Source organism: Rheinheimera sp., from assembly GCF_036568245.1.
GTDB lineage: Bacteria > Pseudomonadota > Gammaproteobacteria > Enterobacterales > Alteromonadaceae > Alishewanella.
In genome coordinates this window covers 1-6,385 of sequence record NZ_DATCSY010000293.1, presented here as the reverse complement: position 1 = coordinate 6,385, position 6,385 = coordinate 1, and the positions used below count along the sequence as shown (strand labels likewise).

At 49.0% G+C, this 6,385-nt stretch carries 6 protein-coding genes; 1 reads left to right on the top strand and 5 read right to left on the bottom strand.

The window, feature by feature from the left end:
* The 5 genes from VIN66_RS13215 to VIN66_RS13195 form a co-directional block, all read right to left on the bottom strand.
* A partial coding sequence (locus VIN66_RS13215; RefSeq protein WP_331924415.1) for a serine hydrolase occupies nucleotides 1-1,244 on the bottom strand: 1,244 nt, incomplete at its 3' end.
* A gap of 8 nt (nucleotides 1,245-1,252) precedes the next feature.
* A complete protein-coding gene (locus VIN66_RS13210) occupies nucleotides 1,253-2,380 on the bottom strand; it encodes a M14 family metallopeptidase (RefSeq protein WP_331924414.1) in 1,128 nt (375 codons plus the stop codon).
* 165 nt (nucleotides 2,381-2,545) lie between these two features.
* The gene (locus tag VIN66_RS13205) at nucleotides 2,546-3,997 is read right to left on the bottom strand and encodes a glyceraldehyde-3-phosphate dehydrogenase (RefSeq protein WP_331924413.1); all 1,452 of its coding nucleotides are present in this window, start codon (nucleotides 3,995-3,997) and stop codon (nucleotides 2,546-2,548) included.
* 127 nt (nucleotides 3,998-4,124) lie between these two features.
* Nucleotides 4,125-4,511, bottom strand: a complete 387-nt coding sequence (gene msrB, locus VIN66_RS13200; protein WP_331924412.1) for a peptide-methionine (R)-S-oxide reductase MsrB — start codon at nucleotides 4,509-4,511, stop codon at nucleotides 4,125-4,127.
* 1 nt (nucleotide 4,512) lies between these two features.
* Nucleotides 4,513-5,292 carry an alpha/beta hydrolase gene (locus VIN66_RS13195; RefSeq protein ID WP_331924411.1) on the bottom strand — a complete coding sequence of 260 codons (780 nt, stop codon included), beginning with the start codon at nucleotides 5,290-5,292 and terminating at the stop codon, nucleotides 4,513-4,515.
* A gap of 187 nt (nucleotides 5,293-5,479) precedes the next feature.
* Between VIN66_RS13195 and VIN66_RS13190 the strand changes: the two genes are divergently transcribed.
* Nucleotides 5,480-6,385 (top strand): alkaline phosphatase D family protein (locus VIN66_RS13190; protein ID WP_331924410.1); only part of this gene is annotated, 906 nt, incomplete at its 3' end.

The window sequence follows — 6,385 nt, the reverse complement described above, 5'->3', positions numbered from 1 at the left end:
TCAAAAGCATAATGTGCTTTTTCATCATGCACATTACCCCTCACCACCCCGCCCTGATCCGCCGGAAAAGTGACCCGGCCACCGCGGCTGTTACCGGCAAGTTCAGTGGCAGCAATCTGCTGTGGCGTAATGCCTTTGCGTAGCGGATTAAACAAGGTGTGTGACAGGCCCATAGGCCGATACAGTGTTTGTTCCAGATACTGATCCTGCATCTGCCCGGTAATGCGCTCAATAATCAGCCCCAGCAGCATGTAGTCGATGTCACTGTATATTGCCTTCCCGCCTCGCTCGCGCTCGAAGGGCACCTTAGTGGCGATAAGTTGCATACTGTTGCGCCGGTCAAGCGAGTAAAATGCTTCGCCGTGGCGGTTATCCGGCCGGTGAAAATGCACCTCAGGTGGATAACCGGCATTGTGATACAACAGGTCCTTCACCAATCGTTGTTCACGGCCATTGCCCTGGTATTCGGCAATGTAATGCTGTACCGGCAGATTGATATCGAGCAAACCGGTACTGACCAGATGCATCAAAGCATAATTGGTGGCATACATTTTCGTGTTTGACGCCAAATCAAATACTGTGTCAGTTTGCATCGGTTCGGGCGAGCTCAGCGCGGCGCCTGCGGTATCATAACGGCTGGCATAGCCATACGCTGTTTCTTTAACCACTTTACCGTCTTTGGCAATAAGCAGCACCGCGCCGGGGAAGCCCTGCGCCACTTCGCGGTTAATTAACGCATCCAGTTCGTCAAGCTCAGTCACTGAAAAGCCGGCTTGCTCTGGTGTACCGTCGTCAAGTGACGGATAAGGCAACACCAGGCGCACCGACGCACCTAATGGTTTAATATCCAGCATTGCCAACTGGTTAAGACCGTTACGTGTTACTGAACTGATATCAAACACCAGATGTTGGCCCAGAGCGGCATCCGGCGCCAGTTGCAGCACCTTGCCATTTATACTCAGTGTAAGGCGCTGCGCTGTACCAAGTTCCAGCAATAACTGCCCCTGGCCCTGATAACCAATGAAGGTAGCCCTATTGTTTACCAGCGCTCTTTTACTGCTGGTTTGTGGCCAGCTGACATCCAACTGGCCGACAGCACTGCCGCCACTGAGCGTAGTGCGCTGCGCTGTACTTTGACTGCTGACCGGCAGTGGTGATACCTGCAACCACTGCTGCACCGTTGTACAGCCACCAAGCGATACCAGAGCAGTAGCCAGTAGCAATACCTTTACTTTACTGCGCATGCGAAAACCTAACGCAGTGTGTCAACAACGGCTAAAATCGCAGGTAACATGTCCTGACCAAGTTTCATTGAACGCACATCGGACCAACCGTAAGCTGCATCCGGCAGATTAGCATTGTCTTTAAACGGCATTTCAACGGTGTATGCCAGGCAGTTAAACTGATCGCCAACCCAGGATGTTGCTACTGTCATATTGGCTTTACCCGGTGCATCAAGCTCATAGCCGTATTGCGTTTGAAACTCGGGCGTCAAGGCCAGCAACGTTTGCTTAAACAGCTGTTCCAACTTTTGGATCCGTTCATTGTACGACGGTACACCTTCGGTGCCGGCGACAAAGTTATACGGCAGGTTTTCATCACCATGCATATCCAGAAACAGATCGACACCTGTTTCCAGCATTTTTTGCCGTACCAGATATACCTCAGGGCTTTTCTCCATTGACGGCGTCTGCCATTCACGGTTTAAGTTCATGCCTGCCGCGTTGGTGCGTAGATGCCCGCGCACCGAGCCATCCGGGTTCATGTTAGGAACTATATAAAACACGGCTTTATCCAGTAAGGCTCTGGCGACGCCATCGTCTTCATCCAGCAGGCGGTCCAGTAAGCCTTCAATCAGCCATTCCGCCATGGTTTCGCCCGGGTGCTGACGGGCTGTGATCCAGATTTTCTTTTTGCCCTCTTCCGGCTCACCGACAATCAGTAAACTCATGTCGCGGCCATCAAGCGTTTCGCCAAGCTCGACCAGCTGACAGTTATAGTCAGATTGTGCCTGATGCAGCAAATCCATGTGGCGCTCATAGCTGTATGGCGCAAAATACGCAAAATATACCGACTGTGCTTCTGGGAAGTGTTTTATTGTCAGCGCTTTGCCATCGTACTCAGTATCCACCCGAAACCAGGTCTGACGATCGTAGGAGGCTACCGCCTGATAATCTTTCCAGCCATCCGGATAAGCCGACTCTGACGCGTTGGTAATGATCAGTTTGTGTTCCTGTGCATGCTCGGTACTTAACCGAAAGTGGAACCACTGGAAAAAGTCAGACTGATTGTCTTTACGGATAGCCAGTTGAATGTTATCCGGGCTGTCCATCTGCAGAACTTCAATATTACCGCTGTCAAAATTGCTGGTGATTTTCATAACATAAATCCATTGCTTAAAATGGTAAGAAGACTAACACAGCCTGCTTGTGACACAAGTCAGGTTACTATGGTGCACTAAGGCTGCGCGACAGTGTGACGGATTCTAACAGGTTCACGCCAAAGAAAAAGCCGCTAAAAAGCGGCTTTTCGATAAAGTAACGGTTTAACGCGCTACCGGTAAGGTTGGATACTTAATGCCAGCCATATCATTCATAACACGGATAACCTGAGTACTGTAACCGAACTCGTTGTCATACCAAACGTACAACACACAGCGATCGCCATCGACAATAGTAGCCTGAGAGTCAACCACGCCGGCATAGCGGGAACCCACTAAGTCAGACGACACAATTTCGGTCGACGCGGTAAAATCAATCTGATCCTGCAACTCTGAGAATAACGACGTACGTTGCAGGAAGTCGTTCATCTCTTCGCGGCTGGTTTCGCGGTTTAGATTAAGTGACAAAATCGCCATTGATACATTGGGCGTGGGCACGCGGATAGCATTACCGGTGAGCTTGCCTTTTAGCTGTGGCAAGGCTTTGGCAACAGCACTGGCCGCACCGGTTGACGTTAGTACCATATTCAGCGGTGCTGCACGGCCACGACGCTCGGCACTGTGGAAGTTATCAATCAGGTTCTGATCGTTAGTATAAGAGTGGACGGTTTCAACATGACCGTTACGGATACCAAATTCATCTTCGAGTGCTTTTAACACCGGCGTAATCGCATTAGTGGTGCAGCTTGCTGCTGATACAATTTTGTGTTCCGGCAAAATCATATGCTGGTTTACACCATAAACGATGTTGGGCACTTCGCCTTTCGCCGGCGCAGTTAACAGCACTTTCGCTGTTCCTTTACTTTTGAAGTGGATACTAAGCTCTTTATCGTCTTTCCAGATGCCAGTGTTGTCGACCACCAGCGCATCGTTGATACCATACTGGGTGTAATCAACCAGCTCTGGTGAGTTAGCGTATATCACCTTAATGAAGGTGCCGTTGGCTTTGATACCCTGATTTTCTTCATCAATGGTAATGCTGCCATTAAATGGGCCGTGAATTGAATCGCGGCGTAACAAACTGGCACGCTTTTCCAAATCACCTTTTTTACCACCACGCACAACGATAGCGCGTAAGCGCAATTTAGTACTTGGGCCTGACCTTTCCAACATTAAGCGCGCTAACAAACGGCCGATACGGCCAAAACCGTACAACACAACGTCAACAGGCTTTACCTGATCTTCCTGATCGAGGATATCGGCCAGTTCGCGGTTCAGATACTGCTGTAAATCAACACCATTGGCCGCGTTTTTGTAGATATAGCCGTAGGCTAGCTTACCGATATCAACACGCCCCGGTGCAAGCTTCATTTTGCTAATCGCTTCCAGCACCGGAAAGCTCTCACGCAAACGCAGCTTTTGCCCTTCAAAACGTTCAACGCTTTTGTGCGCTTTAATGATGTCAATGGTGGTCGCATTTACCAGTGGCCGACCGTAAACGACTACCTCAATGCCTTTGCTGCGGTACAGCCGGCCAATGATAGGTTGCATATTTTCGGCATATTCCTGGCGTTCCTGCCAGCTCTTCTGATACTGCTCTTCGTGCGATAGGGTCATGTGTAGGCCTTTTACTTCAATAAGATGAATTAATCGGTTATGCCAAAGCACGGTCTGCGCCGCTTAACGCTTTGCCGGCGCGTATTGTAATAGAAGTTGAAAGCCTACGACAACAGTTACAGTTTTTTTATTCGCTACTTCCTTTAAAGCTGAGTGATACTGAATTCACGCAGTATCGGTTCCCGGTTGGAGCGGGGCCGTCATCAAATACATGGCCTAAATGGGCATCACAATTGGCACATACGATTTCAGTGCGGTTCATGCCATGGCTGGTATCAGGCTGGTAGTTAACTTTACCTTCTATTGCCTGATAAAAACTGGGCCAGCCGCAGCCTGCATCAAATTTAGTGTCTGAATTAAACAGTTCGCTACCACAACAAATACAGTGATAACTGCCCTGCTTTTCGTTGTGCAGCAGCTCACCGCTAAAAGGATATTCGGTGCCTTTCAGACGGGTGACGCGGTATTGCTCATCAGTTAACCGCTGCTGCCATTGCTGTTCTGTAAACTTCATTCTAAACCTCCGGTATTGATTGATATGGCGAAAACCAGCGCAAGAGCAAGTCCAGGGTACTGCGCCAGTTATCCCAATTATGCCCGTAAGGGACCTCATGATAACTTATCTCATACCCTTGCTTTACCAACTGGCGGTGAAAAGCCCGACCAGCTCTGGTGTTATCATTACGGGTTCCGATCGTCATAAACATTTTTACTGCAGATTGCGGCGCTTCCTGGTATACCTTAGCCAGAATTTTCACATGTTTATCACTTGCAGGTGATTGCATCGCGAGGTAACCGAAAGTCTCAGGCAATAGAATGCCAAAACATCCCGCATTTAAAGCGCCAAAAGACAAGCCCATAATCATCCGGCTATCTGCGCTATGGTGTAAATTATAGCGTTTTTCTAACTCTGGAATTAACTCGTCGCGATAGAATCGCGCATAGTTAGCGTTACACATGAATTGATGATTTCTGCGATCAACCGACAAATCATGCGGATCTCTGCTATCCACAAAAACGGCAATAACGGGCGAAATATGCTGCTGAGTTATCATTGAGGCTATCACTTGATCAAACTTAGCGTGCTCAAGATAATTTTGACCGTCGGTAATGAAAATTATCTTTACTGCTTCAGCGCTTTTAATAAATAACGGGGCTAACACCCGATACTGCAAATCATACCCCAATATCTGGCTGCTAATACGTTGATTATCCGATAATGCCGCCATAGGTGTCGCGGCTAAAACCGGCATTTGCCAGCACAGTAGTAGTATCAAACCGTATAAGTACTTCATCAGATAACTCTCATGAAAGCCCTGGGCTGACTGGGAAAAGCCCGGAATCAGCTCTATATATCAGCATATCAGGCTTCATATCAATAGCCCGGTAAAACACCGGCATGTAAACTAATTTATTAGTTTCATTAATATTATTGTAATTTTACTCTGCTTAGCTAAAGCCATCTTTTTCAGGAGTAAACAGATGGCTAAGCTTACCCGGCGTGACTTTCTTCTGGCCTCAGCGGCCAGTATCGGCAGTATTGTTATATCTACCAGCCTGACCGGCTGTAGCAGTGATAATGATAATCCGGAACCTTTACCGTACGATGTAGCGTTTTTACATGGTGTTGCCTGCGGAGACCCCACTGCTGATGCTTTGTTGCTGTGGACTCGTGTCAGCGCAGAAGCTGTAGAAGTACCGGTAGAATGGCAGCTGTCAGCAGACAAGGAGTTTAACCAGATATTACGCAGCGGCAAAACAACCACGTCTGCCAACAGCGACTATACCGTTAAAATTGATGTACAGGATCTGGCAGCAGGCACCGAGTATTTTTACCGCTTCAGAGCAGGTACTGTGTACTCGGCGGCCGGTCGCGGCAAAACCCTGCCTGAAGGCGATGTCAGCCAGGTTAAACTGGCAGTGTTTTCCTGCTCCAACTACCCGGCCGGCTATTTTCACGTTTATGCCGCGGCCGCGCTGATTGCAGATCTTGATGCGGCAATCCATCTTGGCGACTATATCTATGAATACGGTGCCGACGGTTATGCCAGCGAAGATGCTAAGGCGTTGAACCGGGTGGTAAAGCCGGCAACAGAAATCTTGACCCTGGCCGATTATCGCCAACGCTACGCGCAGTACCGTACCGACCAGGCACTGCAGCAAATTCATGCCGCAGCACCTTTTATTGCGGTATGGGATGACCATGAAATTACCAACGACGCCTGGCGCGACGGTGCAGAGAACCACCAGAGCGATGAAGGTGACTATACTGTACGCAAAATGGCAGCGCTGCAGGCCTATTTTGAATGGATGCCGATCCGCCCGCTAAGAGCCGGTGACAACGAGACCATCTACCGGCAGTTTGAGTTTGGCAACTTGTTAAACTTG